The sequence below is a fragment of the Desulforamulus putei DSM 12395 genome, assembly GCF_900129195.1.
GTDB classification, from domain to species: domain Bacteria; phylum Bacillota; class Desulfotomaculia; order Desulfotomaculales; family Desulfotomaculaceae; genus Desulfotomaculum; species Desulfotomaculum putei.
Map to the genome: position 1 here is coordinate 90,865 of NZ_FQUY01000003.1, position 23,858 is coordinate 114,722.

The window sequence follows — 23,858 nt, forward strand, 5'->3', positions numbered from 1 at the left end:
AACTTGATCCAAAATCTAATAAAATCAAAGGCTGCCGTCACTGGCAGCCTTCCATGCTGAATTCCTTGGTCAGTTTATTTAACGCTCTCTTTTCGATGCGGGAGACATAGGAGCGGGAGATTCCTAAAGTGCGGGCAATTTCCCTCTGGGTTTTCCGGGCGGTGGTGCCAAGACCGAAACGCATTTCCAACACCATTTTTTCCCGGTTGGTCAACCTGCGCACCTTTTCCATCAGGTGATTCCTTTCAAAGGTGGTTTCAACCATATCAGCCACCACTTCCGGGTCGGTACCCAGAATATCAATGAGACTTATTTCATTACCTTCTTTGTCTACACCGATGGGGTCGTACAGGGAAACCTCCGTCTTCACTTTCTTGATGAACCTTAAATGCATCAGAATTTCAATTTAACTGACTAGTAAATAGCAAGCCTCCCTAGGACAAACTATATTGTTTTACCCCAGAAACCTTGTTATCAAAGGTTTTATTTTTTTATCGAGGAGGCTTTGCAAAATGACCAATACCATACGCCGTAGAGACATTGGATTCTTTATGGGTGATAACGCCATCTTTGACCGCCACGACCTTTCGGTGTACGAAAAAATCGTTTACATCTACCTTTGCCGCCGGGCAGACAGTGAAAGCCGGGCCTGGCCCAGTTATGATCGTATCGCCCAGGACTGTGGCATCAGCCGGGATACAGCAATGCGGGCCGTGGCCAAGCTGGTGGAAAAGGGACTGTTGGAAGGAAAGGGGGTATAGACGATGACAGACCAACTGAAGATAAACGGTATATACAGCCAAGGTTATGGAATGGTGGCCAAGTCTATCATGAAAGACCGCTCATTGTCGATAGGGGCCAAAGGGCTATACGCATATATTTGCAGTTATGCCGGAGCCGGTAACACCGCTTGGCCTGGCAGGGAACGTATCTGCGAAGACCTCGGCATTAACAAAAACACTTTAACAAAATACATGATAGAGTTAAAAGAACGTGACTACATAAGAATTGAGCAACGCAAAGACGAAAAAGGAAAATTTATCGGTAACGTATTTTGGATTGTGCAAAATCCATCACCATTGTTGCAAAAAGATAATAACGATGATAGTGAAAAGCCATGTATTAAAAAACAGGACACGGTAGAAAAACCGCGTCCTAAAAAACAGGACACGGAACCGTGTCCTACTTTACCGTGTCCCAAAAAACAGGACAATAATATTAACATTAATAATTTTAATATTAACAAAACAACAACAATAACATGTCTGAAAGAAAATGTAGAAGACAAGACTCAACATGAATTTGTTGTTGTTGTGGGAGATGCAAAATTGCCAGTAAACGAAGGGGCTGTAGAAATCTGCTGGCAGGCTGTGCTAAAAGCCAAAGGGGTAGATATTGACAGAAAGTTTATTGTTCAAAATCTGGTTAAATACGCAGATCGCGGAGGGCTTGAGTATTTCCTTGAAAAAGTTGAAGTATTAAAGCAAACTGCAATAAAAACAACGATAGAAGGATTTCTAGCAAGAGCACTTGCAGAAGACTGGAAACCAGGAAAAACAGAGTCACATTTGCTACAAACTCGAGCTGATGAAAAGAAAAAAGCACTCATGGCAGCAATGTATTCCTGAAAGGAGGGTGGTAACCCGTGAACACCATAACTAAAATAACTAAGGAGTGCTTATATTTAGCTATCTTACCCCTGATTGCAGGGGTATTAATTTTAGATATATGGTTTTTGGGCACCTTGGCCGCCTGGCTGGTGGCGGTCGGGAAGTGGGCGGCAGGGATGTCCCTGCTGGCCACGCCCGAACAGAAGGAGGCGGCCAAACATGCCTTCGACATGGTGGGATGGTACTTTCACCATCCTGTATCCACCGCCTGGGCCTGGTTGACCCGCCCCAATGCAGAGCTATCCCAGCCCGGAGTCAGGGTCATGTGGCTTATCCTGAACCTGGTAATGTGCGCCGGAGGCATTGCCTGGTGGATGTGGAAAATCGGGTGCGGGAAAAAACATCAGGCAGCCCATGACGGGAGGGATATTGAGAAAATCAGCTTTGAGAGGGTAAATTTCAAAGCCATAGACCATATTAACCGAACACCAAAAGACCAAATTTTCCTGGGCCTGGACGACCGACGGCGGCCGGTGACGCTGCCGGTAAAAAGCCTGACGGAGCATGTTCACATCATCGGCGGCAGCGGTTCAGGCAAAACCAGCCTAGCCGTGCTGCCCCTGTGCATCCAGGCTTTCCGGCGTGGTATGTCTGTTGTTTGTGTTGATTTCAAGGGAGATGAACAGGCAATTAAGCTACTGGCCAGGGAAGCCAGGGCGGCAGGAAAGCGGTTTTACTTCTTCTCCTTGCACCCAGAAATTGCCAGCAACACATACAACCCTCTGCAACACGGTACAGCCCTAAGTAAAGTGGAACGCATCATGACCGCCCTGGAGCTGGTGTTCGAGGGCCAGGCTAAGTTCTATACTTACGTCCAGCAGTCATTCTTTATTCCGATCGTGAAGGCCCTAGACAGCCAGGGGGCCATATACACCCTGGAGGGTATAGCTAGAATCCTCAGTAGTGAAGCTCTGGTGGCCAGTCTATTGGGTATCGAAGAAAAGGAGATAAATAAAAACCAGCTCAAGGGGCTGACGGCCGCCCTGGAGCCGTTCACGGATTTACGGATTATTAATCAGCCAGCGGCAGACATAAACCTGCGGCAAATCATGGAAGACGGTGACATATGCTATTTTGACCTGCGTTCGGCCGTAGCCCCCAGCATAGCTTCGGCCCTAGGCAAAATGATAGCCATGGAGCTGCAAGAGCTGGCCGTCTATCGTACACCTGGTTCCCGGCTGGCCATGATAGCAATAGACGAATTCCAGAACATGGCCTGTCAGGCCTTTGAGAATGTCATTTCCAAAGTGCGTTCGGCCAACTACGCCTTGGTGTTGGCCAACCAGGCCCGAGGCAATTTGGAAAAGGTGTCGCCGGCTTTTATCAACGAAGTGGCCACTAACACGGCAGTTAAGATCATTTTCCACGTGGACGACCCAAAAGACGTGCAAGACTTTTCCGCCCGGGCGGGTACCGTACTGGTTAAGGCTAAAACAGAAAGCGCAAGCACAAGCAAACCCGGCGGTCGGTTGTTTTCCTTCGGCACACACAGCAGCGGTGAAAGTGTCCATGAAGAAGAAATACCACGTATTCATCCCAATGTATTTTTAAGTCTGCCGGAAAAGAAATCCGTCATCTTCCGCCGACGCCAGCAGGCCACTTTAACAAATCATGCTCATATTCTCACCTGGGAAGAAAAAGAACAGTTGGAAGCAGAGCCCTGGCCGGAACCAGCCAGGGTAAATAAAATCCCAACCGGCATTACCGTGGGGGAAGTCATCGAGGCGGAGAAGCGGAAGATCATCGAGAGGCAGTTGGCCAAAAAGAGGGAAGAGGAAGCGGCCCGAAAGGCCGCCGGTGAACAAGCGGCAGAGGGGCTGCAGCAGGAGGAAATCGAACTCTAACCAGCCGGGTTACGGCAGTGCATCCCCCCAGTGCCCCGGCTTCCCGCCGTGTCACGGTGGATGTATACCGCCGCCGGGCACGCCCCGGCGAAGCAAGCCAAACCTTGCGGCGCAAGGTTTGGCCCGTTGAGCCGCAACCCCATTACGGTGCGGCCCAACGGAGTAGGAGCAGCCACCACGCCAAGCGTTCCAATCCTCGCTATCGCTCGGGGAACGCTAAGGCGTGGCGCAGGCCTTCGGCGGCACCCGGCTGCGCCGGGCAAGGGGGCTTCGCCCCTGCCGCCTGCGGCCTGCGGTCTCGCTATCGCTCGACTGGCTGCTCAGTGCCCCGCCGTTCCGCCGCTTCATGGTTCGGGCTATCGCCCGAACCATAAACCGGCTCCACTCTGGGGCACAAAGAGGGGGCCGGGGGCTTTGCCCCCTCCCCCTCTTTAACTCCCCCCACCCCCACCAGGGGAATTTTATTCCCCTGGACCCCTTTAATTTATCTTGGAAAGGAGTATGTATGATGAATTTAAACATGACCGCTAACCACGATTTTGAATTAGCACAGGAGGTAAACGATTTTGTTAACGCCAGGCTAGAAAGCCTTCACCCGGCCGCATTGCCGGAGGAAGCTACGAAAGCCATTCAAAGGCTGGATCAATTGCTTGAGGGTATAGACCTTACCATCTTGTCTAACATGACTCTTGATGAAGTTACGGAATTTCGTGCAATTGAAGACGCTATCACCTTAGCCTTTTGCCAGCACCAGAAAAATGCATATCGCCTAGGTTTTTGCGACGGAGTTAAGTTAATACTCGGCTTATTGCGGGAGGAATAATGGCTAAGATTACCAAAGCTAAACAGCTTACCGACCGGGACAGGGATATTTTATTAGACCTGGCCCGGTGCCGGGTCCTGTCTTTAGAGCAAATAAAAGACCAGTATTGGCCAAAGGCCAAGGAAAGGACTTGCTTGGAACGTTTGGCCAGGTTGGAAAAGTCCGGCTATCTCAAGTCCATGGATATTTCCGCCGAAACTCCCGGCCGCCATATGAAGGTATATTGTCTTGATAAAAAAGGCCGCCGGGAGGTTTGCGGCCCGGAGGGGTTGGACAAAGACGATGTTTTCATCACCCACGGCAAGCAGAATGAGATATTACATCAGGTCAGAACAAACCAGGTCTATTTTCGACTATCTCAAACCGAAAGGGAAACCTACAAAATCGGCGATTTGCTAGAAAAAGAGCGGGGCGGCCGCCGGGCCGGCGGTGCGGAAGCCCCGGATGCCGCTTACACTTCGGACGAAGGGGAGGAAATATATATTGAGACCGACACCGGTCAGTACACCGGCAAGCAGGTAAAATCAAAGGTCAGAAGTTTTGCCGGTAAAAAAGTGATATGGGTCTGTCCCCAAAACAGGGTCAATTTTCTTCAAAAACACGGCGCAAGAGGAGAATTCTTAACCTACTAGGAGTGGCGATGATGGCGGATGGCGTGGTTATTACCGAAAGAGACAAGCAGGTATTGTTGTTTTTAGCTAAGTGGCGGTTTTCCACCGTAGAACAGCTTATAAAGGCCGGTATTTTTCAGACCAGCCATAAAAGGTGTTACAACCGGCTATTACAGCTATGCAAAGGCAGGTATATAGCCGCTAATCGACTGGCCAGGGGACAAATGTATTATCACCTACTACCCGACGGGGCAGAAATATTGGGGTTGACTATACCATGGTATTCTCGCTTGTTTAAAAGCGCCTCGGATAGTACGGTGGTACAGTATTTGGTTTGGTGCGACTACGCCCAGGCTTGTAAGATTAGTTACCTATCGTCCAAGCAGGCCTTTCAGGAATTATCTCAGGCCTCCTACGATGCCCTAAAACGGGTCATAAAAGGGCAGGATAGGTTCTACTACCAGGACGACATTTTACACGCCCTAGTGGCGGATTTTGGGCTTTCTACGAAGTATTTATCCGAGAGGGCTGCCGCCTACAGCAAACTACCAGCAGCCATAAAGGACCGCTTGACAGTGGTCTTTTTGGTTTTTAACGACACTAAAAGACACGCAGTGGCCAGGGCAGTGCAGCATAGCGGATTAAAGGTTAAAATACTCAAAGCAAAATGGAAATATTGAACGTACCGGCCATGGCCCTAACGGGCCATCGCCGGTACGAAAAAAAGGGGGGCAGACTGCCGCCAAAGCCCATGTAAGAATGGCTTTGGGGTCTGGCTTTGGCGGCAGACTGCCCTGGTGCATGCCGGTCTTTGGGGTCCACAAGAGGAAATAAAATATTTTTCCTTGGCTCCGCTGCGCTGCGGCCTTGGCGGCCCGGTGGCGGCATGTCCGTTCGCTGCGCCGACGGACGTAGACGCTACCAACCGCAAGGTTGTTGACATAGAGAAGCACCTTACATCTAAGTGGGCGGTGTCCGTCGCTTCTCTCATTGTACATGCCGCCACCGGGCCGCCAAGGCGGGAAAAATATTTTATTTTGATTTAAACTTGGGGGACGCTGTCCCCCAAACCCCCTGGCCTCGGGGCCGTTCCGCTGATTTTTATCCAGCTGCGGGGCGGCCATGGTCCGAAGTGCGGCGGTGGTACGCGGGGCGGCTGCCGTCCTGGGCAGTGGTTCCGGTGCTGATCTAGGGCTTTGGAGTCAGTTTGAGAAGGTTAATATATATTGAAAGTGGTTTGATATATATTAACCGAAAAATAATATGCATTAAAAACGTTTTAATATATACTAACCGGGTGCCAATATGTATTGAAACAGCAACAAAGCATATTAATACGCCACAACCAGGATGGTAAAGGTCATCGCTGGCGTACCGGCCCGGTGCCGTCACGGTGGACTGGTATGATTCACAGCATATGAACAGGTGTGAATGGTGTGCTGGTACCCTGACCGAGGCGGTGCCCCACTGCCAGTCGGACGTTGTTAACATCCATGCATTGAGTTTATTGGGGTTAACTTCGGTTAACATGTTAATAATAGGTTAACATCCCAGCGCCATTGGCCTAAGACCATGACCATGCGGTTAACCTGTTTAAAATAGGTTAACTTCCTGCCATGACCATGCGCCTGGTGCCGTCCCCACTGCCTGCCGGTGCCGACACGGTGGACCGGTACCATCGCCAGCCGTTTTTTCCAGCCCTGCGAGGGCCGCTTTAGTAACTGGTATACTGTAAAAAGTCGGTTAATAAGTTTATTCCACTCATTTTCTTTTCTTAGTATGCCCTTTAAGCAAGCAATTGATTATCTTAACATTACTTGAGTGGAATAAACGGTAGTTTATTCTACATGTTTATTCTACTGTAAACCAGAGGCGAGGGAATGACGTGATGCTGGCGATGCCAGCTTAACTACTTCTACCGGGGCTGGTGGCAGGGTAATGGCGGTTATCGCCCAGGGCGATGGGGTTTTTCGTCCTGGCCATGGGGTGTACAAAGGTATACCTAAAATAAATTGGTAAACCTTGCAAAATTACGTTGACCATTGAATTATCTATGGTATACTAAAAGTATACCGGTTTACCTAAGTAAACCTGAGCAAATTCAAGGAGGTTGAGTATACCATGGCCACAGTGGCTTTTACGGTGAAAGTCGATGAGGAAGTCAGGGATCAATTGCAGGAGGCCATCCAGAATTCTAATATGACGGCCGGTGAGTTTGTAGCCAGGTTGATAGGTTCCTACCAGGCGGCCCAGGCCAGGGAGACCATGGCCCAGGTGAAGGAGTTGGAACAGCTCAGGCACCACTTGGGCAGGGTGGAGGAAATCTATATCAGCCTGGTCAAGGGTGCCCAGGACCGCCAGGAGGCTGATGCCGAGCGCATCGCCCGGGCGGAGGCGGAGGCTCAGGCGGCCAAGGCCGAAGCTCACGAGAGGGAAAAGCAGGCGGCAGCGGCCATTGAGTCGGCCAACGAACGGGTACAGCAGGCCGAAGCCCAGGTTGCCCTCTTGCGGGAGCAGACAGCTAAGGAGTTGGCAGAAATGAAAGAAGCCCTGGAGAGGGCAGAGAACGCGCGGGAACAATCCAACCGGTTGGCCAGCCTGGCGGAGCAGGCCGCAGCGGCCGCCGAGACCAGGGCGAAAAACTTAGAGGAACAGGCAGCCCAGGCGACAGCCTACCGGCAGGAAAGGGACAGCTTGGCCCAGCAGTTAAAGCAAGCCCAGGAGGCCCTGGAACGGGCCGCAGAGCGGGCGGAATTGGATAAAGAAAAGGCGGTGCTGGCGGCCCAGCGGGAAATGATGAAGGAGATTAGGGAACTGCAAGAGGCCTTGGCCCGGTGCCGGGAAGAGAAGGTGGTGTTGGAGGTAGAGTTGGCCAGGTTCAAGAATTCTACTCACAATGCCTAATAGTATCGTGGACTTGAGGTTATTCAAGGTTTTATAATGGCATTAAGGGATACTCCAGGTTACGGAGGTAATAAGGGGGGTGGTCTTGGTGGAAATCATTGAGTTAATGGCCAGGGATATAGCCAGTAAATTTAATCCATTAAAGGTTATTGTTTTTGGTTCCTGGGCCAGAGGGGAAGCAGGGTCGGACAGTGATGTGGATTTACTGGTTATTCTTAACTGTACAAGGGATAAAAAAAGAGATATGCAGGTTGCCATAAGAAAAGAGCTGCGGAAATTCAAGGTTCCCAAGGACATAGTGGTAGCAACGCCAGAGGATATTGAGGAATATAAGGATGCTTGGTGGACTGTCTACCACCCCGCCCTGCAAGAAGGGAAGGTGCTTTATGAGCAGTAAGAAGCACCTCGAATTCCGGTAAAGTGATACCTAAGAGAAATGGTGTGATAAAGGAAATGATGAAAGTCAAAAAAGAAGAATTATACAAACTAATTGAAAAATTGTCTTACGATGAATTAGAAATAACAATAAATTATGTCAAAAATTTAATTAATAATGAAGATTTAAATAATAGAAAGTATAGAACTAGATTAAAAAGCGGAAAAGTTTTTTGTGATGGAGAAAGAAAATTTGTATATAAAACTGCTCATATTGACATGGCTGAAATAGAAATTTTAGATTTTGGATGCAGCTTTGCAAACCAAGCTAAAATTATCTCTGGCAAACTCAAAGGTAAAGGGTTATCAACAACAAAGATGTATAATAGCATAGAAGAAGCCCTAAACAATATAATAGATTTGATCGAAGACGAAATAATTGAAGACCCATTTGTAATCAAATGTGAAGAAATTATAAATAGAACACACTAACAAAACCGCCATATGGCGGTTTTGTTAGTGTATGTAGTTTGGAATAAATTTTTATAAAGGAGTTGAAACAATGAAGAACATGAGAGAAATTCAAATATTAAGTATGCTGCAAAGTGGCCCGCAAACCGTTGAAAGCATTGCTAAAGTATTGTATCCCAAAGGAAGGGGGTGTGGAAGAATGAAAAAGCAAAGATTATATGCTCTTATTTACCATTTGAGAAAAAAGGGTCATAATATTGTTTTTAAAGATGGTAAATATTGTTTAAAATTTTATCAGTAAATAATAACCCTGTCTCTAAGCAAACAGTTATCTTTTTTGGAGGTGTTATATCTTGGTATAAATGTGCCTCAATAAATCTATCTTCAAGGTTTATTGACAATGATTTAAATAATAGCATGCATATATCAATAAGCCAGCAATCTTCTTTGAAAGTATGTTTAGATTGTAAAATAATTGCTTCAATGATATCTTTATCTTTATTTAATATATTACTTTCAATATAATCCAAGTTAATAGCCTTAACAATGTCAACATATCCTTGGAAATAAGTAATTAAAGATAATACTTTGGGAGAGAATATAATTTCGTTATTATATCCATAACTATAACTTTTTTCAATAAATAAATTAAATATTAACTTTCTTAGAAGATCTCTTCCAAAGCCGAACATAAATCCTTGATCACAAATATTGATAATAGATTTAATAAAATTTTCCCTCAACATGGATTCAGTAAAGCTTTCTCTTAAGCTTATTTTTTTCTTAATTACAGGACTTAGATTGTCTTTTCTATTAATAACTAGGGTTGAAAAAAAGTCATACTGATATAATTTTTCAAGTTCATCAAGGAACATAAACAGCTTTTTTTCAGGAAAAGGTCTTTGACCAGTTTCGCATAAAACTACATCAGTCTGGCTTAACTTGGTTTTTTTAGCAAATTCTCTAGTAGTTAAATCTAAAGAAGTCCTAATTAATTTCAATATATTTCCAGGGCGAAGTCTATAGACTTGAAAATCACAGAAAAAATTAGCAAAATCACGATTCTGCACAGAATTTGACTCTCCTTGCCTTTTTTAGCGATATATACAGTTTACTTTATTTCCGTGTGATGCTAAAATCATAATCAGTGAATCTGCACATCATAGGACGCAAGCAGTTAAACTTTTAGAAAAAAAAGATGCTGTTATTTGTATTATATCACAAAAATCACAAAACCCACAAAACCCGGAACGGCCCGGGCAAACCGCCGATTAAGCCAAAAAAAGGGGGAATAGTATGCATATTTTTCCCGTAGCTGTTGCAAAATCTGACATCGTTTACGTCGCCGACCTGGACGGCGTGGTAAAATTTTCCATGCCAAAGGAAAAAGCGGAAAAATTTGTAAAAAAGGGAAAGGGGGAATGGGTCAGTCCAAATTTAGTTCAAGCGCTAGTTCGTCTGCGAGCGCCGCGTCGCGCGATGAAAACTGACGACATAATCTTCACTGACCACTTTTCCGATTCCAAAAATTGGAAAGCAGGGGTGGTGGAGAGGGAAAGAGTTAGTGAACAAAATGCAAAGAATGTTTTGAAGTATTTTAAAAAAAGAGGTGAAACTTTATGAAAAAACTTATGTCAGCAATTTTAACCTGTGCCCTGACCCTGTCCCTGGCCGCCGGCGCTATGGCGGAACAAAAAGAACAGGTGAACGTTTATGAGCAAAACAAACTGGTCAAAAGCGTAGTCTTTGCAGTTGGTCAAAAAGAATACTTCGTTGATGGCAAGACACCAGGCGTGAAGATGGACGTCGCCCCGTATATAAGCCAAAACCGGACGTTTGTGCCGGTACGCTACCTGGGCAATGCCCTGGGCGTGACGGACGAAAACATCTCCTGGGATACGAAAACCAGCAAAGCTAAGCTGACCCTGGGTAGCCGGTCAGCCGAGCTGACCATCGGCAAGAAGCAGATTATCTCCAACGGCAAAGTGGTTGAAGCAGACGTAGCCCCGGAACTGAAAAGCGGCCGTACCTACCTGCCCGCCCGGTTCGTGGCTGAGGCCCTGGGCTACCGGGTGGACTTCATCGATGGCCTGGTGGTGTGCTACCCGGAAGGCAGTCAGAAGCCGGACATTTCGGCAGTGAAGCAGTACATTAATCAGCAACAGCCTCCGGTGCAGCAGGGTGAGACATACAACCTGAACGGGTACACCGTGCCGAAGAAGCCGAAGACGGATTTGAAGATTGTGTACGGGGATGCAGAAAAAGTGAACAAGGTTGAACTTAATATTGCCATCATCGTTCCCTATCGTGATGTGCAAAAACAGTGTGATGAAGCAGAACAAATTCTGGCAAGCAAGTTTGGCCAGGCCTTTGCCAAGCAGTTGGTGGACTTAGCCCGGCAGAAAACTGACCCGGAACAAGAAATCTACAAAGACTTTACCGGCCCAAACGGCGAAAGCATTGAGGTTTCTTCTCCCTGGGGAGCCACCAGAACCAGCATTGTTGTATGGAGTCCCAAAGGAGGTCGATAAGATGAGAAAAAGACTTGTCTTACTCCTGCTCATGCTCATACTGTTCTGCTTTACCTCTGTGGCTTGGGCGGACACACCGCCCCGGACTATAGACGAAGCCCTAGCAGTGGCCAACGACGAAATAAAAGCTAAAAACGATGGACGCAATTATTTCAAAGCCACCAACAAAAACAATAAACCCATTAACACCAGCCTGTGGGAATTCCGCAGGTTGTTTGTTTATGGCGCGCCTTCCGGCTACGACCCGGCCACTGGAAACAATCGGTACCTGGGTGAGACCATGCAGGGCGAAGCGTATACCAATACCCTGTTCCGCCACGATGCCTGGGAGGGCGGTTTGATTAACGATCGTAACTGGATACCATATCCCTGGTCTAACAATGCAGTCAAAGCCCACCTCCAGCGCATGGGAGAACAAACGTTGGATAAAAACAACCTTTTCAACAACAACCCGGCCTACAATGCCAGTATCAAGCGGGGATTGAAAGAATACTTCAAACCCGGCGGCAACGTACAACTATACTTCCGGGACGACAACACACCCTGGCACCAGTACGTCCACGTACTGCAGCCGCCGACCAAATATACCTGGGGCATGGGCCGCATGTGGCACCAGAAAAGCGATGGCTCCATTTGGTATTTAACCATACCTATGGCGCCGCTGATTATGACAGAAGAACCCAACCTGGTAGCAGTAAACATTAACACTGGCTTACAGCAGGGACAGAAAGCAAAGCCGGGGCAAAAACTCACCGGCAAATTTACTGTTGAAAATGAAAGCGGCCAAAACTTCAGCCGTATACCCGTTGGTGTTTGGCACCAAAACACCCCGGTAAAACTCTTTGACCCCATTGGCAGACAGGTCGATGGATACACCGATCTGAAAGCAGGTGAAGTCAAAGAGTTTTATTTTGACTACACTGTGGAAGAAAACAGCACCTTAAAAGGCGCGATAGACCATGAACCGGAGACCGAAAACACTGTTTCAGAAAGCAACGAAAACGATAACGTTTTAGAAGTAAAAGTACCATTGGTACAGGACAACCTATGGGTAGAAATCATTGACTACACCAAAGAAGCCCAGGTGGGCGGTACAGCTACAGTTAGAGCCCGTATCCACAATGAACGGGGAGAATTACTTACATCCCGCCTGGTCTGGAAGGTTAATGGAGTAATCATGAAAGACATCCCCAACTACGACATAATTGGTACCTTGGAGAACAGCCTTACCTTCACCATGCCCAAGGATGCTGCTGTTGTAACCGTAGAAATTAACCCTGACCGAAATAAACCGGCAAATGAGACAAGCTACGAGGACAACAAAGCAACCTGTACGGTTAACCCTATAGTAATAGTAATTCCGCCGGATCATGATTCATCAAGAGAACTAAAAATAAAAATCAGCGCACCTTCCCGGGTTAAAGCCTTTACGAAATGGAAATACACAGTGACAGTCACGACAAACTATCCACCACCGCCGCCGCCACCGGATGGTCCTGAGCCGAAGCCACCCATAATCACAATGAATATGAGCGCCACCGGCCAAAACATAGACTTCAATATAGGGTATCGCATTGATGACGGCTACCAAAAAATTATTCCGGTAAAGAAAACCGACAAAAAAGTTTTCAGTGCCGGTTGGGGAAAGAATACACATACTTTTACCTACGAGTACCCTGCCACAGGCATATACGGTAAACCAGTCACCGTAATCATCAAGGCAAATGCTACAAGTTCAGAAGGGCAATCTGCAAGCGATACAGCCATTGTGAAAATTGACCCTTACCCGATACCGCAAACTGAGAGACAGTTAATTAAGTAAAAAAAACGGAGGTATAGCAAATGAAAAAAATATTTTTGCTTCTATTCACGCTTCTTTTCGTTTTTTCGAGCACTGCTAACAACACCGCGGCGGCAAAAGAAGTCAACATAGGCAAAGACGTAGTGGTGAAAATATTATTAGAAGAAAATGGAAATATAGAAAAAGAAGTAATGTTTCTGCCGCTTCGCAAGTCATGCGAAGCGCTCGGCTACAAAGTCGACTGGGAAGTAAATTCAAACCGCGCAAAAGTATACAAAAACGGAGCTGAAGTTCTAGTTGTCCAGCCCGGTTGTGAAGCCATTCTGCTTGACAATAAAATATATGTTAGCAGCACCGTTTTTGAAGAAAAATTTTCTGTTCGAGTTAAGAAAAAATGATTGAAGAAGAAAAATGTGGTAAAATGGCAATCGGGAATACATAACTAACTAACGGGCCTCACCTACCGGGGATGGAAACATCTTTGAAAGGGGGTGAGGCGGGATGATTACCATAAGTGATGCAGTACAAATCGTGATAGCGGTAATACTCCTGTTAACCCTCGTGAACCAAATGATTTACCGGCGTTAGTAGTAGTTGAACCCTTAAACTGTTCGCAGCAGTTTAAGGGTTCAAGACGAAAACCTCGGTAGTTGAGGCAAGCGAGCCGTTTAGTTAGTTATCAGTATTCCCACTTATATTTTTATTATACATAATTAAAAACCTTATATCAATAATTTTCCACCCTTTCTGATTCCAGGTACATATTAAAAAGTGATAAAATAAAATTAAAAGACTCCCAGGAGGAGTGTATATGAATGTTTAAAAAAATTGATTCTCTTAAGAAAATCGTAGAAGCTAAACGACCTTTACATCCAGAATTAATGGCAACCATTGCTCAAAAATTTCGCGAAGAATGGACGTATAATTCCAATGCCATTGAAGGTAACACCATGACCTTGCAGGAAACGCTTTTCTTTTTGCGTGAGGGATTGACTGTACAGGGGCGTACCCTTCGAGAACATTTAGAGATGATTAATCATGCAGAAGCGGTAGATTACTTGCAAGATGCCATTAAACACCGTGATTTAACCGAAGGACTAATTAAAGAATTTCATGCCATACTTTTCTCGGGCATTAAGACTATGGCCGGAGGAGTTCCTGTGGTACCTGGGTCATATAAAACTAAGAATAATCATGTACTAACTGCCAGCGGTAAAATACACCACTATACGCCGGCTAGTCAGGTTCCGGTTGAGATGGAAAAGCTACTAAAGTGGTACAACGATAACAAAGGAAAGTTGCATACCATTGAATTAGCAGCGCTTTTTCACCACAGGTTTGTTGCCATCCACCCTTTTCCGGACGGAAACGGTAGGGTAGGCAGATTGTGTATGAATTTTATTTTGATGAAAAATGCTTATCCGCCAGCTATTATTCGCAAAGAAAACCGTAAAGAATATTACATTGCTTTAGAAGAAGCTGACCATGGCAACCCGCAGTTATTTATAAATTTAGTGGCTGATGAGGTAACAAGGAATTTACAGTTGATGGTAGATGAAATCGAAAGAGCCCCAAAAAATTAAATTAGTTCATGTATTAATAAGACCGCCATTGTGCGGTTTTTAATTTTATAGCGGTTTTTTAAGCAAGTGTACAAACCGTATAAACATATTCTATGACAGGGGTGATATAGTTATGAAAAAAAGCAGCAGCAATACTGTTTCCAGGCGGCCGGTTATTTCACTAACGGTTTGTTATTCACAAGATGGCGCAGGTTTAAATGATGCATACAAACTACTGGCCAAAAAGGTTATGGAACGGAGGTTAGCAGTTTGCGGGCGGCGGTCTATATCCGGGTAAGTACAGATGACCAGGTGAAACACGGCTACAGTTTGGCCGAACAACGGGAGGCCTGCTGTAGCCGTGCCCGTATATTAGGAGCCCAGGAAGTGACGGTGTTTTCCGATGAGGGAATTTCGGGAAGTACCCTGGAACGCCCTGGCTTAAACGAAATGAGGGAAGCTGCTCGGGAGGGAAGGTTTCAGCTGCTGGTTGTGCGAGATCCCGACCGTCTTTCACGAAAGCTGGCCCACCAGTTGCTTATTACCGATGAATTAGAAAAATGCGGTATTAAGCTGGAATTCCTTGATTTTGACTGGAAGGATACGCCAGAGGGACGGTTGTTTTACTCAATACGAGGTGCGATAGCCGAGTATGAAAGGGAAAAAATTCGGGATCGCATGGGCAGAGGGAAAGAGCAAAAGGCAAGGCAAGGCGGTATTCCAATAAATTTTGACGTTTTTGGGTATCAATATGACCTGGAAACCGGAAAAGTGAGCCATTTGGAACACGAAAAAAAGGTTGTAGTTGATATATTTAACTGGTTTACTAGTGAAGATATAGGGGCAAATGGTATAGCGAAAAGACTGAATGAAAACGGTATACCAACCCGCCGTCGGGCTGGACGGTGGCACCGTCAGGTGGTGAAACAAATATTAGCAAACACTGTCTATGTTGGCTTGTGGCGGTTTAAAGGTATGTATATTAAAGTACCCCCGATAATAGATGAAAATACATTTTATAGGGCTCAAGAAAAGTTAAAAGAAGTCCGCAGGCTTTACGCAGGAAAACAAAAGCATGGGTATCTTTTGTCCGGACTAATTACCTGCGCCGATTGCGGCAATACAATGACGGGCGCTTACGCCAGGTGGTGGGGTAAGAGGGAAAGAAGATATACTTGTAATAAAACTTGCCAGGGATACAAAAACGAAGGGTGCAGACCGGTCAAATATATATTAGCAGACGCCCTGGAAGAAGCTGTTTGGAACCAAATACAAACATGGTTGATGGATCCTGACCGTCTGGCACGGGAGGCCATGGGCCAAATAGTTGGGCAGAATGACCCTAGGGAGCAGATCATGGTTATTAACAAGCACCTGGCCAGTATAGAAAAGGGACAGGAGGCGTTAATTGACGTGATTGCCAAAGGGTATCTTGACCATATGGACAGCATAGAGAAAAAACTGGCTGAATTGAAACGACGCAAAGAGAAGTTGGAAAAAAGAAAAGAGGAATTACTTCTGGCATACAGGCAACGTGAGGAGTTATCTGCTAAAATTGATGAGATAAGGGAAATATCCGAGTCCATCTTACGAAGGTTAAATGATTTGGCTTTTACTGAAAAGCGTTCCTTGGTCAGGGCACTAGTCAAGCAGGTTATTGTATCCGGCCGGGGGGTACCAGGAGGCAATGGGTTGCGGTTTATCAATGTTACCGTACTAGCCAAAATACCGGAGCAAAAAATATCGTCCTAGCCACGCAGGGCTTGCTATACTCTTGTCAGCGACATTTCGTTTTCGATACAGCGGGCCGCATAGGTAGCCAGTCGGGTGCCCTTGTCGGGTTTGAAGGTGTTAATGGCTTTGATCAAACCGATGGTGCCGATGGAAATCAGGTCATCAACATCTTCGCCGGTTGAATCAAATTTTTTTACAATGTGGGCCACCAGTCTCAGGTTTCTTTCGGTTAAAACATTGCGTGCCGATTCATCTCCTTCTGCCAGCAGCTCAAGATAATAGGCTTCTTCTTCCTCGTTTAGAGGATGGGGAAAGGTGTTGTTGGCAATGTAGGAAACCAGCGCCATGACCCCGTTCATAACCGACAGGACAGCGACCGTCCACAGGCCGGGTAGCATCAAGTAATCCCCCCTAATAAGAATTGAGTCAACAATATATGTTATGGGGAGAAAATGATTTGGTGTCTGTCCCAGGAAGAAGATGATCATACTATTTAATAGGCGTTGTTAAGTTGACGAAAGGTGCCAAATGCAGGTAAAATAAGCACAGCAAAAAGTTGTTAAAACATACGGGCGCCGCGGGTGCCCGGCGCAAAGTGGTGTGAAAAGATGCTTTCAGTACTTTATCCCAAGGCCTATGTGCCTTCCTTATTTCACATAAACTTGGGTGAATTAAAGAAAAGGGGAATCAAGGCCATTCTTTTTGATATCGACAACACACTGATTCCCTGGGACTGTCAGCACATGGACCCCAAAATTGAAACCTGGTTTCGAAATCTCTGCCAGCAGGGATTTAAGGTGTGTTTTGTATCCAACAATAATGAAAGCAGGGTCTCGGCATTATGCCGCTCTTTACAGGTGCCGGGGGTACACAAGGCGGCCAAGCCCCGGCGCAGAGGATTACGGCGGGCCCTCAGCATCCTGGGGACAGACACCCGTGAAACAGCGCTGGTAGGGGACCAGGTATTTACCGATGTACTGGCGGGCAACCGCTTGGGGCTGTATACCATTCTGGTAGCCCCCCTGGCCGGCAAGGAATTTATCGGCACCAGAATCAACAGGAAGTTGGAAAAGCTGGTGTTGGGTCGGATAAAAAAACTACAATCATAAATATTTCGCTTGGCGCGGGCCAAGCTTTTCTTACATACGGGAGGGAGTTCCCATGGGTTTTCCTAATATTAACGGTAAAACAAGGGTTTGTGGTTTGTTTGGTTTTCCGGTGGAGCATTCCTTTTCTCCCGCCATGCACAATGCCGCTTATGCAAAACTGGGGCTGAACTGGGTGTATGTGCCTTATGGCGTTCATCCTGACCGCCTTGCACAGGCAATGGAAGGTATACGTTCCCTCGAACTGACTGGGGTCAATGTGACGGTACCGCACAAACAAAACATCCTTCCCCTGCTGGATGAAATTGACCCGGCAGCCCGTATCATCGGTGCGGTCAACACCATTGTAAATGAGGGTGGAAAGCTGGTCGGATACAACACCGACGGGCCGGGTTTTATTCGGTCCCTGGAAACCGAAGCCGGTTTCTCGCCCCGGGGCAAAAGCATTTTACTGGTAGGGGCCGGCGGGGCCGCCAGGGCGGTGGCTATCGCTCTGGCTTTCGCCGGGGCTGACTCCCTTTATATTACCAACCGGACGCCCGAAAGAGCAGAGGGTTTGGCCAGGGATGTCTCCCGGGCCTGTCAAGTAAAGGCCCGTGTCCTTCCCTGGGGAAAACAACTGCCCAGGACAACGGTTTCGGAAGTGAATCTGGTGGTCCAGACCACCTCCATCGGCATGAGTCCCGGGGTAGACCAGGCTCCCGAGTTTCCCTTTACTGCCCTCAGGCCGGGTCAGTTGGTGTGTGACCTAATTTATAACCCTGCAAAGACTCTGTTTTTGCAGCGGGCGGCGGCACAGGGGGCGAAAACCTTTAACGGCCTGGGCATGCTGCTCTACCAGGGAGTTTTAGCATTTGAGCTGTGGACTGGCCTGCCTGCGCCGGTGGAGATTATGAGGGAAACGCTGCTCAGACAGGTTTCCGGACGAGAGGAGAGATAACTTTGCTTCGTTTTCTAACAGCGGGGGAATCCCATGGCCCGGCTCTGACGGCCATTGTGGAGGGAATGATCGCCGGTTTGCCCATTACCCGGGAATATATCAATGAGCAACTGGCCAGGCGCCAGGGAGGTTATGGCCGGGGTGGCCGTATGAAAATCGAAAAGGACCAGGTCCGGTTTCTTTCCGGGGTCCGGGGAGGGCGAACCACCGGCAGCCCCATCACCCTTCAAATCGTCAACAAAGACTGGGATAACTGGTCGGATATTATGGCTCCGGGGCCGGAGGCCCATCTACACGAAAGGGTAGTTACCAGACCCAGGCCGGGTCATGCGGATTTATCCGGTGCCATAAAGTACCGCCATGAAGATATACGGAACGTTTTAGAAAGGTCCAGCGCCAGAGAAACAGCTGCCCGGGTGGCTGTGGGAACCCTGGCCCGCTGTTTGCTGGAGGAACTGGGAGTAGAAATTGTAGGTTTCGTCCGCCGCATTGGGTCTGTAGAGGCCGTGATCGAAGAAGACCTGGGCACGTCAGAGTTGCAAAAACGCACCGCACGGTCCCAACTGCTTTGCCCGGATCCACAGGCAGAGGAGGCCATGGTCAAAGAAATTGACCGGGCCAGGGAAAATGGTGACTCCCTGGGAGGGATATTTGAAATACGGGCCTACGGGGTGCCAGTGGGGTTGGGCAGCCATGTCCACTGGGATCGTAAGTTAGACAGTCGTTTAGCCGGTGCGGTCATGGGAATTCAAGCGATTAAAGGGGTAGAAATCGGCATGGGTTTTGGTACCGCGGCTGTTCCCGGTTCCCAGGTGCACGACGAAATATATTATTCCCCTGACCGGGGCTTTTACCGGAATACCAACAGGGCCGGGGGGATCGAGGGAGGTATGAGTAACGGCGAACCTGTTGTGGTCAGGGCAGCCATGAAGCCCATCCCCACCCTGTATAAGCCCTTGCTCAGTGTCGATCTGAAAACCAGGGAACCCTTTGAGGCCTCGGTGGAAAGATCGGATGTTTGTGCTGTACCTGCCGCCTGTGTGGTGGGAGAAGCAGTGGTGGCCTGGGAATTGGCTTGTGCCATGATGGAGAAATTCGGTGGGGACAGCCTGGAAGAAATAAAAGAAAGGGTTAGCCAGTGGCGACAATTGGTTAGGCAGGTGTGAGATGAAAAACATTGTATTGATCGGTTTTATGGGATCGGGTAAATCCACCGTAGGGCGGGGATTGGCCAAACGTTTGGGGTACAGGTTTATCGATACGGATGATGCCATCGAACAAATCACCGGACTTACGGTGGAGCAGATTTTTCACAAGCATGGCGTAAAGCGATTCCGGGGAGAAGAAGCTTTGCTGGTAAGCAAGCTAGCCAATAAAAAGAACTTGGTCATCGCCACCGGCGGGGGACTGGTGCTGAACCCGGAAAATGTAAAAAAATTAAAAGCAAACGGTATCCTGATCGGTCTTGAGGCTTCTGCAGAAGTCATTTGCAAGAGAGTCCGCAACAAAAGAACCCGCCCCCTGTTGGCCCGGGGGAATCTCCAGGAGAAAGTGGAAAAGTTGCTGGCAGAGCGTAAAGAAGCCTATCAAGTTGCTGATTTTACCGTGCAAACTGATCAATTAAGTCCGGAAGAAATAGTTAACATAATATGCCATTACCTGGCGAAGAGGGAGGATATCCATGAGAAACATTAACGTGGCCTTAGGTAGCCGTAGTTACCCTATCTATATAGCCAACGGACTGATAAACGACCTGGGTACCTACCTGTCTGAAATGCCCCTTGGGAAAGAGGTGCTGCTTGTAACAGACACCAACGTAGGCCCACTCTACGGGCAGAAAGTTGCAGACGTTTTGCTCCGGGCCGGTTTTCAAGTGGCAGTTGCCCAGGTGCCGGCGGGGGAAAGTACCAAGACCCTGGACCAGGCAGCCAGGTTATATGATATGGCCTTCGACCATGGTTTGGACCGCACTTGCCCGGTGGTGGCCCTGGGCGGCGGTGTGGTGGGGGATTTGGCGGGATTCGTTGCTGCCACCTACATGAGGGGAGTTCCTTTCGTTCAAGTGCCCACCACCCTGCTGGCCCAGGTAGACAGCAGCGTGGGCGGCAAAGTGGCGGTGAACCACCCCCGGGGAAAAAACATCATCGGCGCCTTTTACCAACCCAGGGCGGTATTTATTGATGTGGATACGCTAACGACCTTAAGCCTCAGGGAACTAAAGGCCGGTTTGGCGGAAGTAATTAAGTACGGAGTCATCTGGGACAAAGAGTTTTTTGCCTGGCTGGAAGAAAATATTACCAGGGTCCTCAACCGGGAAGCTGACGCCTTGGGTTATGTTATAGAAACCTGCTGTAAAATTAAAGCGGCTGTGGTGGAACAGGACGAAACCGAACAAGGCCGCCGGGCGATATTAAACTACGGCCACACCGTGGGGCATGCCATCGAGGCATTAAGCGGGTATGGGACTTATTTACATGGCGAGGCAGTGGCTATCGGCATGGTCATGGCCGCCCGGATGGCAGTAAGCCAGGGACTGTTCAATCTTGCGGATTGCCAAAGGATCGAAAATTTAATCAGGGCCATAGGGTTACCAACAGACATGCCCGAAGGAATCAATCCCCATGAGGTGTTAGCCAGTATTTACCATGATAAAAAGGTCATAATGAATAAATTGGTTTTTGTCTTACCCAAAGAGATTGGACATGTGGGTATTTTCAAAGATGTACATGAAAAAGATGTGTTACATGTTCTGCAGCAAAAAAGAAAAGCAAATCCATCATAATCAACATAATCTAGTCAATGACCTGTATCAATATCTCGTCATATTTCCTTGTAGGGGGTGAACCATTTGTTAACCATAACCCCCAGGAAATTAATCGGAGATTTATTAGTCCTTACCGAGATTGATCAAAGCCTGCTCAGGTATATCCCAGAGCAATTAATCCGCAGGCATAAAGTTTTCCCTCTGCAAAAGAAGGGGAATATATTAACGGTTGCCATGGTGGAACCGGCTAACGTTGTGGCTATCGATGACCTGAGACTGATTTCCGGATTGGAGATTGAACCGGTTGCCGTTGAAGAAAGGGTTATCGATCTGGCTATTCAACAATATTTTGAGGAACTGTCCTCTGGCGGTGGAGTCTCCGATCTGGATACGGTTAAACCGGACGGGGATAATTCAGAAGATGATGCCCCCGTTATTCGATTGGTACATCAAATCTTTCAGCGGGCCGTCGAACAGGGGGCCAGTGACATTCATATCGAACCTCAGGAGACCAAGGTAAGGGTACGATACCGCATAGACGGCATGTTGAGGTGGGCTATGGACCTGCCTCGTAAAATCAGTCCAGCCATTGTTTCCAGGATAAAAATAATTGCTGAACTTGATATTGCGGAAAAAAGACTCCCTCAGGACGGTCGAATTCAATTTAAGGTGAATGGTCGTCAAATCGACATTCGCATTTCTACCATGCCTACCGTATCCGGGGAAAAGGTGGTAGCCCGTATCCTTGATACCAGTCGAGTAAAGAAGTATACGATTGACCAATTAGGCTTTTCCGAAAGAAATCTTCCCCGTTTTAAAGACTGTCTCCGGGCAGCCTATGGCATGCTGTTAATCACCGGGCCCACAGGCAGTGGAAAAACAACCACCTTATATGCCGCCTTGAACGAACTGAACCATGAAGAAAGAAACATCAGCACCATAGAAGATCCGGTGGAGTACCGGTTAGAAGGTGTAAACCAGACACAGGTGAATGTGAAGGCCGGTATGACCTTCGCCATTGGTTTACGTGCCCTGTTGCGCCAGGACCCGGATATTATCATGGTTGGGGAAATCCGGGATAAGGAAACCGCAGAAATAGCCGTGAAAGCCGGAAACACGGGTCATTTAGTGCTGTCCACATTACACACCAACGATGCCCTGGGGGCGGTGGACAGGCTTATCCACATGGGAATAGAACCTTTTCAAGTGGCTTCCTCGCTACTGGGAGTGGTTGCCCAGCGGCTGGTTCGCAGGCTGTGTCCCCATTGTAAAGAAATGTACCGGATTGAAAGTGACACTCCCGAAGGAATATTTACCGGGGTTACTCCCGGACAAGAGATCTTCTCCTACAGGCCCAGGGGTTGCGTTAAGTGTAATCATATTGGTTACCGGGGACGCATAGCCATTCAAGAAGTACTTGTGGTTTCCGGGAAAATCCGCTCTCTCTTAGTTGAAAGAACCACCGCAGATGAAATTAAGACAATTGCCATGAATGAAGGAATGCTAACATTAAAAATGGATGGACTGGAAAAAGCCCAACGTGGTTTAACCAGCATTCAAGAGGTGATGCGGGTTACCTATTCCGATGAAAATTAGGGGGAGTTCAAATGCAAATTAACGAACTTTTGCAGTTAGCCTTTCAGTACGGAGCATCTGATGTGCATATTACAGTGAATAGCGCGCCGTGTTTCCGAATAAATGGGCATTTAAGACCCCTGAACGCCCCGGAAATACAGAAACAATTTGGTCTAATGTCCTCAAAGGTTGACATTCTTACTGCCGCTGCCACTGAGCAAATGGTGAAAGACATTACCACTGCGGAACAATATGAAACCTTTTGTGCCACAGGAGATTTAGATTTCTCCTATGCAACTTCCGACGGGTATCGTTATCGTGTCAATGCCTATCGGCAGCAGGGCTGTGCTGCCATGGCCATTCGCCTTATTAATTCCCGCATTTACTCTTTTAAAGAACTAGGTTTGCCGGATGTTCTATCCTACCTGGCAAGAAGACCCAGAGGTTTGGTTTTAGTCACGGGGCCGACGGGCAGCGGGAAATCCACCACACTTGCCTCGATGATTGATTTAATTAACTCAGAGTTTGCCTACCATATCATAACCTTAGAGGATCCCATTGAGTTTGTCCACCAGCACAAAAAATCCTTAATTAACCAGCGGGAAATAGGCCGGGATAGCAAATCCTTTGCCAGTGCCCTACGGTCCGCCATGCGGGAGGATCCAGATGTGATTCTGGTGGGTGAAATGCGTGACCCGGAAACTATTGCCATTGCAATCACAGCAGCGGAGACTGGTCACTTGGTTTTTGGCACCCTGCACACATCCAGTGCTGCCCAGACTATCGACCGTATAATAGACGTATTTCCTCCTCACCAGCAGCAACAAATCCGGGTTCAATTGGCCAATACCATTCAGGGTGTGGTGGCCCAACAATTACTACCTAGAATCGATAGGCCCGGTCGAATTGCGGCCATAGAAGTGATGGTAGCCACTCCGGCCATTCGAAATCTTATTCGTGAAGGAAAAACCTATCAAATTATTTCTCAAATCCAGACCGGGGCAAAATTTGGTATGCAATCCCTGGATATGTCCTTAAAGGCATTGTACCAGATGAAGGCCGTTAGTAGAGATGAGGTTATTAACAGGGCAATTGACCCGGAAGGCTTACAAAGGATGTTAGGATAAATCTGAAAATGTCGAACGAA

Annotated in this window: 28 protein-coding genes; 25 read left to right on the forward strand and 3 right to left on the reverse strand. The window is 47.4% G+C overall.

From position 1 onward, the window contains the following. Positions 1–37 precede the first annotated feature (37 nt). Entirely contained in the window at positions 38–370 is a 333-nt protein-coding gene (locus BUB67_RS03630; RefSeq protein WP_338011671.1) for a sigma-70 family RNA polymerase sigma factor, read from the reverse strand. A gap of 142 nt (positions 371–512) precedes the next feature. On the opposite strand from BUB67_RS03630, the gene BUB67_RS03635 reads away from it, so the two are divergent. The 12 genes from BUB67_RS03635 to BUB67_RS16125 all read left to right on the forward strand — a co-directional run bounded on the left by BUB67_RS03635 (position 513) and on the right by BUB67_RS16125 (position 8,999). Next, on the forward strand, positions 513–761 hold the full coding sequence (locus BUB67_RS03635) for a helix-turn-helix domain-containing protein (RefSeq protein ID WP_084127632.1): 249 nt from the start codon (positions 513–515) through the stop codon (positions 759–761). A gap of 3 nt (positions 762–764) precedes the next feature. Further along, positions 765–1,628 (forward strand): helix-turn-helix domain-containing protein, encoded by an 864-nt coding sequence (locus BUB67_RS03640; protein ID WP_073235905.1) that lies wholly within the window; start codon positions 765–767, stop codon positions 1,626–1,628. 17 nt (positions 1,629–1,645) lie between these two features. Continuing rightward, on the forward strand, positions 1,646–3,514 hold the full coding sequence (locus BUB67_RS03645; protein WP_238456941.1) for a type IV secretory system conjugative DNA transfer family protein: 1,869 nt from the start codon (positions 1,646–1,648) through the stop codon (positions 3,512–3,514). A gap of 30 nt (positions 3,515–3,544) precedes the next feature. Continuing rightward, complete coding sequence (locus BUB67_RS16120; protein ID WP_143156994.1) at positions 3,545–3,949, forward strand: hypothetical protein; 405 nt, start codon at positions 3,545–3,547, stop codon at positions 3,947–3,949. A 73-nt stretch (positions 3,950–4,022) separates the two neighbouring features. Beyond that, positions 4,023–4,337: a hypothetical protein gene (locus BUB67_RS03650; protein ID WP_073235907.1), complete on the forward strand. Its 315-nt coding sequence runs from the start codon at positions 4,023–4,025 to the stop codon at positions 4,335–4,337. Next, entirely contained in the window at positions 4,337–4,969 is a 633-nt protein-coding gene (locus BUB67_RS03655; protein ID WP_073235910.1) for a replication-relaxation family protein, read from the forward strand. The genes BUB67_RS03650 and BUB67_RS03655 overlap by 1 nt, the downstream gene beginning before the upstream one ends. An 11-nt stretch (positions 4,970–4,980) precedes the next feature. Further along, on the forward strand, positions 4,981–5,628 hold the full coding sequence (locus BUB67_RS03660; RefSeq protein ID WP_238456942.1) for a hypothetical protein: 648 nt from the start codon (positions 4,981–4,983) through the stop codon (positions 5,626–5,628). A 117-nt stretch (positions 5,629–5,745) separates the two neighbouring features. After that, positions 5,746–5,994, forward strand: coding sequence for a hypothetical protein (locus tag BUB67_RS03665; protein WP_073235914.1), 249 nt, complete (start codon positions 5,746–5,748; stop codon positions 5,992–5,994). Between the two features lie 1,075 nt (positions 5,995–7,069). Beyond that, the gene (locus tag BUB67_RS03670) at positions 7,070–7,852 is read left to right on the forward strand and encodes a coiled-coil domain-containing protein (RefSeq protein WP_073235917.1); all 783 of its coding nucleotides are present in this window, start codon (positions 7,070–7,072) and stop codon (positions 7,850–7,852) included. An 88-nt stretch (positions 7,853–7,940) separates the two neighbouring features. Next, a complete protein-coding gene (locus BUB67_RS03675; RefSeq protein ID WP_238456945.1) occupies positions 7,941–8,249 on the forward strand; it encodes a nucleotidyltransferase domain-containing protein in 309 nt (102 codons plus the stop codon). Between the two features lie 44 nt (positions 8,250–8,293). Continuing rightward, positions 8,294–8,719 carry a hypothetical protein gene (locus BUB67_RS03680; protein ID WP_073235925.1) on the forward strand — a complete coding sequence of 142 codons (426 nt, stop codon included), beginning with the start codon at positions 8,294–8,296 and terminating at the stop codon, positions 8,717–8,719. Between the two features lie 70 nt (positions 8,720–8,789). Further along, on the forward strand, positions 8,790–8,999 hold the full coding sequence (locus BUB67_RS16125; protein WP_143156995.1) for a hypothetical protein: 210 nt from the start codon (positions 8,790–8,792) through the stop codon (positions 8,997–8,999). Here BUB67_RS16125 and BUB67_RS03685 read toward each other — a convergent pair. Continuing rightward, entirely contained in the window at positions 8,962–9,768 is an 807-nt protein-coding gene (locus BUB67_RS03685) for a hypothetical protein (protein ID WP_073235928.1), read from the reverse strand. The genes BUB67_RS16125 and BUB67_RS03685 overlap by 38 nt on opposite strands. A 226-nt stretch (positions 9,769–9,994) precedes the next feature. On the opposite strand from BUB67_RS03685, the gene BUB67_RS03690 reads away from it, so the two are divergent. The 6 genes from BUB67_RS03690 to BUB67_RS03715 all read left to right on the forward strand — a co-directional run bounded on the left by BUB67_RS03690 (position 9,995) and on the right by BUB67_RS03715 (position 16,344). After that, on the forward strand, positions 9,995–10,321 hold the full coding sequence (locus BUB67_RS03690; RefSeq protein WP_073235931.1) for a hypothetical protein: 327 nt from the start codon (positions 9,995–9,997) through the stop codon (positions 10,319–10,321). Next, the gene (locus BUB67_RS03695) at positions 10,318–11,229 is read left to right on the forward strand and encodes a copper amine oxidase N-terminal domain-containing protein (RefSeq protein ID WP_073235934.1); all 912 of its coding nucleotides are present in this window, start codon (positions 10,318–10,320) and stop codon (positions 11,227–11,229) included. The genes BUB67_RS03690 and BUB67_RS03695 overlap by 4 nt, the downstream gene beginning before the upstream one ends. Position 11,230: 1 nt before the next feature. After that, on the forward strand, positions 11,231–13,051 hold the full coding sequence (locus BUB67_RS03700; RefSeq protein ID WP_073235938.1) for an Athe_2463 domain-containing protein: 1,821 nt from the start codon (positions 11,231–11,233) through the stop codon (positions 13,049–13,051). Positions 13,052–13,071: 20 nt separating this feature from the next. Further along, complete coding sequence (locus tag BUB67_RS03705; protein ID WP_073235943.1) at positions 13,072–13,428, forward strand: stalk domain-containing protein; 357 nt, start codon at positions 13,072–13,074, stop codon at positions 13,426–13,428. A 417-nt stretch (positions 13,429–13,845) separates the two neighbouring features. Then, entirely contained in the window at positions 13,846–14,613 is a 768-nt protein-coding gene (locus BUB67_RS03710; RefSeq protein WP_073235946.1) for a Fic family protein, read from the forward strand. 249 nt (positions 14,614–14,862) lie between these two features. Further along, on the forward strand, positions 14,863–16,344 hold the full coding sequence (locus tag BUB67_RS03715) for a recombinase family protein (RefSeq protein ID WP_073235949.1): 1,482 nt from the start codon (positions 14,863–14,865) through the stop codon (positions 16,342–16,344). A gap of 14 nt (positions 16,345–16,358) precedes the next feature. Here BUB67_RS03715 and BUB67_RS03720 read toward each other — a convergent pair whose 3' ends face one another. Next, positions 16,359–16,724 carry a sigma-70 family RNA polymerase sigma factor gene (locus tag BUB67_RS03720; RefSeq protein WP_073235953.1) on the reverse strand — a complete coding sequence of 122 codons (366 nt, stop codon included), beginning with the start codon at positions 16,722–16,724 and terminating at the stop codon, positions 16,359–16,361. 210 nt (positions 16,725–16,934) lie between these two features. Between BUB67_RS03720 and BUB67_RS03725 the strand changes: the two genes are divergently transcribed. From BUB67_RS03725 to BUB67_RS03755, 7 genes are all read left to right on the forward strand, one after another. Beyond that, positions 16,935–17,435: a YqeG family HAD IIIA-type phosphatase gene (locus tag BUB67_RS03725; RefSeq protein ID WP_073235955.1), complete on the forward strand. Its 501-nt coding sequence runs from the start codon at positions 16,935–16,937 to the stop codon at positions 17,433–17,435. 52 nt (positions 17,436–17,487) lie between these two features. Further along, complete coding sequence (locus BUB67_RS03730; RefSeq protein WP_073235958.1) at positions 17,488–18,372, forward strand: shikimate dehydrogenase; 885 nt, start codon at positions 17,488–17,490, stop codon at positions 18,370–18,372. 2 nt (positions 18,373–18,374) lie between these two features. Continuing rightward, positions 18,375–19,538: a chorismate synthase gene (gene aroC, locus BUB67_RS03735; protein ID WP_073235961.1), complete on the forward strand. Its 1,164-nt coding sequence runs from the start codon at positions 18,375–18,377 to the stop codon at positions 19,536–19,538. 1 nt (position 19,539) lies between these two features. Further along, the gene (locus BUB67_RS03740; RefSeq protein ID WP_073235964.1) at positions 19,540–20,067 is read left to right on the forward strand and encodes a shikimate kinase; all 528 of its coding nucleotides are present in this window, start codon (positions 19,540–19,542) and stop codon (positions 20,065–20,067) included. Beyond that, the gene (gene aroB, locus BUB67_RS03745) at positions 20,054–21,154 is read left to right on the forward strand and encodes a 3-dehydroquinate synthase (RefSeq protein WP_073235967.1); all 1,101 of its coding nucleotides are present in this window, start codon (positions 20,054–20,056) and stop codon (positions 21,152–21,154) included. Before BUB67_RS03740 ends, aroB begins: the two co-directional genes overlap by 14 nt. A gap of 66 nt (positions 21,155–21,220) precedes the next feature. Continuing rightward, positions 21,221–22,732 carry a GspE/PulE family protein gene (locus BUB67_RS03750; protein ID WP_073235972.1) on the forward strand — a complete coding sequence of 504 codons (1,512 nt, stop codon included), beginning with the start codon at positions 21,221–21,223 and terminating at the stop codon, positions 22,730–22,732. An 11-nt stretch (positions 22,733–22,743) separates the two neighbouring features. Then, the gene (locus BUB67_RS03755) at positions 22,744–23,838 is read left to right on the forward strand and encodes a type IV pilus twitching motility protein PilT (protein ID WP_073235977.1); all 1,095 of its coding nucleotides are present in this window, start codon (positions 22,744–22,746) and stop codon (positions 23,836–23,838) included. The last annotated feature ends 20 nt before the right edge of the window (positions 23,839–23,858 follow it).

Coding starts and splice junctions, on each gene's coding strand:
- BUB67_RS03670 (WP_073235917.1), top strand. CDS start 7,070: ATGGCCACAGTGGCTTTTACGGTGAAAGTCGATGAGGAAGTCAGGGAT.
- BUB67_RS03705 (WP_073235943.1), top strand. CDS start 13,072: ATGAAAAAAATATTTTTGCTTCTATTCACGCTTCTTTTCGTTTTTTCG.
- BUB67_RS03655 (WP_073235910.1), top strand. CDS start 4,337: ATGGCTAAGATTACCAAAGCTAAACAGCTTACCGACCGGGACAGGGAT.
- BUB67_RS03695 (WP_073235934.1), top strand. CDS start 10,318: ATGAAAAAACTTATGTCAGCAATTTTAACCTGTGCCCTGACCCTGTCC.
- BUB67_RS16125 (WP_143156995.1), top strand. CDS start 8,790: ATGAAGAACATGAGAGAAATTCAAATATTAAGTATGCTGCAAAGTGGC.
- BUB67_RS03660 (WP_238456942.1), top strand. CDS start 4,981: ATGGCGGATGGCGTGGTTATTACCGAAAGAGACAAGCAGGTATTGTTG.
- BUB67_RS03755 (WP_073235977.1), top strand. CDS start 22,744: ATGCAAATTAACGAACTTTTGCAGTTAGCCTTTCAGTACGGAGCATCT.
- aroB (WP_073235967.1), top strand. CDS start 20,054: ATGAGAAACATTAACGTGGCCTTAGGTAGCCGTAGTTACCCTATCTAT.
- BUB67_RS03690 (WP_073235931.1), top strand. CDS start 9,995: ATGCATATTTTTCCCGTAGCTGTTGCAAAATCTGACATCGTTTACGTC.
- BUB67_RS03720 (WP_073235953.1), bottom strand. CDS start 16,724: ATGCTACCCGGCCTGTGGACGGTCGCTGTCCTGTCGGTTATGAACGGG.
- BUB67_RS03700 (WP_073235938.1), top strand. CDS start 11,231: ATGAGAAAAAGACTTGTCTTACTCCTGCTCATGCTCATACTGTTCTGC.
- BUB67_RS03650 (WP_073235907.1), top strand. CDS start 4,023: ATGAATTTAAACATGACCGCTAACCACGATTTTGAATTAGCACAGGAG.
- BUB67_RS03725 (WP_073235955.1), top strand. CDS start 16,935: ATGCTTTCAGTACTTTATCCCAAGGCCTATGTGCCTTCCTTATTTCAC.
- BUB67_RS03740 (WP_073235964.1), top strand. CDS start 19,540: ATGAAAAACATTGTATTGATCGGTTTTATGGGATCGGGTAAATCCACC.
- BUB67_RS03730 (WP_073235958.1), top strand. CDS start 17,488: ATGGGTTTTCCTAATATTAACGGTAAAACAAGGGTTTGTGGTTTGTTT.
- BUB67_RS03640 (WP_073235905.1), top strand. CDS start 765: ATGACAGACCAACTGAAGATAAACGGTATATACAGCCAAGGTTATGGA.
- BUB67_RS03710 (WP_073235946.1), top strand. CDS start 13,846: ATGTTTAAAAAAATTGATTCTCTTAAGAAAATCGTAGAAGCTAAACGA.
- BUB67_RS03635 (WP_084127632.1), top strand. CDS start 513: ATGACCAATACCATACGCCGTAGAGACATTGGATTCTTTATGGGTGAT.